Origin of the sequence: Methylobacterium sp. CCH5-D2 (assembly GCF_001556475.1) — a bacterium.
Classification (GTDB): Bacteria; Pseudomonadota; Alphaproteobacteria; order Rhizobiales; family Beijerinckiaceae; genus Methylobacterium; species Methylobacterium hispanicum.
In genome coordinates, this window is record NZ_LSIX01000047.1 from 1 (window position 1) to 1,981 (window position 1,981).

The window sequence follows — 1,981 nt, forward strand, 5'->3', positions numbered from 1 at the left end:
TGGACCTCGCCGACGGCGAGCGCGTCCCCGCCGACGCGGTGGTCTGCAACGCCGACGCGGCGGCGCTCGGGGCGGGCCTCCTCGGGCCCGAGGCGCGGCCCGCGGGCGAGCGCCTGGAGCCCTACGAGCGCTCGCTCTCGGCGGTGACGCTCTGCGCGCGGGCCACCGTCTCGGGCTTCCCGCTCGCCCACCACACGGTGTTCTTCGCGCCCGATTACCGGGCCGAGTTCGACCAGATCCTGCGGGAGCGCCGGCTGCCGGAGGCGCCCACGATCTACGTCTGCGCGCAGGACCGGGACGATGCCTGCGCCGGCCCGGATGGCCCCGAGCCTCGCCCCGAGCGCCTGCTCCTCCTCGTCAACGCCCCGGCCGACGGGCCGGAGCGCCCCACCCCGCCGGAGATCGAACGATGCGCGACGAATCTGCGGACGCGGCTCGCCGCCTTCGGGCTGAGCCTGACGGAGGCGGAGCCGCCGGCGACGACCGGGCCGGCGGAGTTCGCCGCCCTGTTCCCGGGGACGATGGGGGCGCTCTACGGCCGGGCCTCGCGGGGTTCCACCGCGACCTTCCGGCGGCCGGGCGCGCGCAGCACCCTGCCGGGCCTCTACCTCGCGGGGGGCAGCGTGCATCCGGGGCCGGGGGTGCCGATGGCGGCGCTCTCGGGGGGGCTCGCGGCGCGAGCGATCCTCAACGATCACCGCTCCGCTCTGGCGGATCACCGCTCCGCTTCGACGGCGCGGTCGCGCGGGGCGGCTATGTCTGGTGGTACGTCGATGCCCTGAGCGCGGACGGGCGGCACGGGCTGACGCTCATCGCCTTCGTCGGCTCGGTCTTCTCGACCTACTACGCCCTCGATCCCGCCCGGAACCCGCTCGACCACTGCGCCCTCAACGTGGTGCTGTACGGTAGGCCCGGCCGCTTCGCGCTCACCGAGCGGCGCGCGCCCGCCCTCGAGCGCGGGGCGGCCCACCTCGCCATCGGCCCGAGCGCGCTCGCCTGGGACGGCACCGCGCTCACCGTGCGCATCGACGAGCGGGGCGCGCCGCTGCCGCGCCCGATCCGCGGCACGGTGCGGCTCTTCCCCGAGGGGATCACCGCCGGCCCCTTCACGCTCGATGCGGCCGGGCGCCACCGCTGGTGGCCGATCGCGCCATCGTCCCGCGTCGAGGTGGACCTCGCCGAGCCGGGTCTCTCCTGGCGCGGCACCGGCTACTTCGACACCAACGCGGGCGACGAGCCCCTGGAGGACGCCTTCACCGACTGGAACTGGTGCCGGGCCGACCTCGCGGACGGGGCCGCGATCCTCTACGACGTGCGCCGCCGCGACGGGAGCGTCCAGGACCTCGCCCTGCGCTTCGCCCGCGACGGCGGCCGCCGGCCGGTCGAGCCGCCGCGGGCCGCCGCCCTGCCGCCGACGCGGTTCTGGCGCATGCCGCGCCCGACGCGCAGCGACGACGGGCAGGCGCGGGTGCTGCAGACCTTCGAGGACACCCCGTTCTACGCCCGCTCGCTGCTCTCGGCCCGGCTCGCGGGCGAGGCCGTGCGCCCGGTCCACGAGAGCCTGTCGCTGACGCGGCTGACCAACCCGCTCGTGCGCTTCATGCTGCCGTTCCGGATGCCGCGGGTGCTGGGCTGAGGCCCGGATAAGGGGGCGGCCGTTCGCACATCCGAGGTGCGCTCGTCGGGCGCCCGGCTCGGCCATCGGGCTGCGACGCGCCCCGGGCCGGCCATGCCGCCGGCCCGACGCCCGGGCGGCTTCGGTTCCGCGATGGGACGTGCGTCCTGGCACGTCGCGCCGGCAAGGCGCTTCCTATCTTCAGATCACGCAAGACGATGCGGACCGGATCGGCCGGCCGCCAAAGTGCTCTGACGATGAAGACCACCATGAAGACTCGTGTCGCCGCCGCTTTTGCCGCTCTGATGCTTGGCATTGCTGCCCCGGCCTCGTCCGCGCTGGCCTTCCCCTACGACGCACCGCGCG

The 1,981-nt window shown here is 75.8% G+C and carries 2 protein-coding genes; both read left to right on the plus strand.

The window, feature by feature from the left end:
* Nucleotides 1-782, plus strand: a 782-nt coding sequence (locus AX737_RS01110) for an FAD-dependent oxidoreductase (protein ID WP_197430412.1), incomplete at its 5' end; no start/stop codon positions are given.
* A complete protein-coding gene (locus tag AX737_RS01115; protein ID WP_066918333.1) occupies nucleotides 779-1,636 on the plus strand; it encodes a hydroxyneurosporene synthase in 858 nt (285 codons plus the stop codon). The genes AX737_RS01110 and AX737_RS01115, both read left to right, overlap by 4 nt.
* Nucleotides 1,637-1,981: the final 345 nt, after the last annotated feature.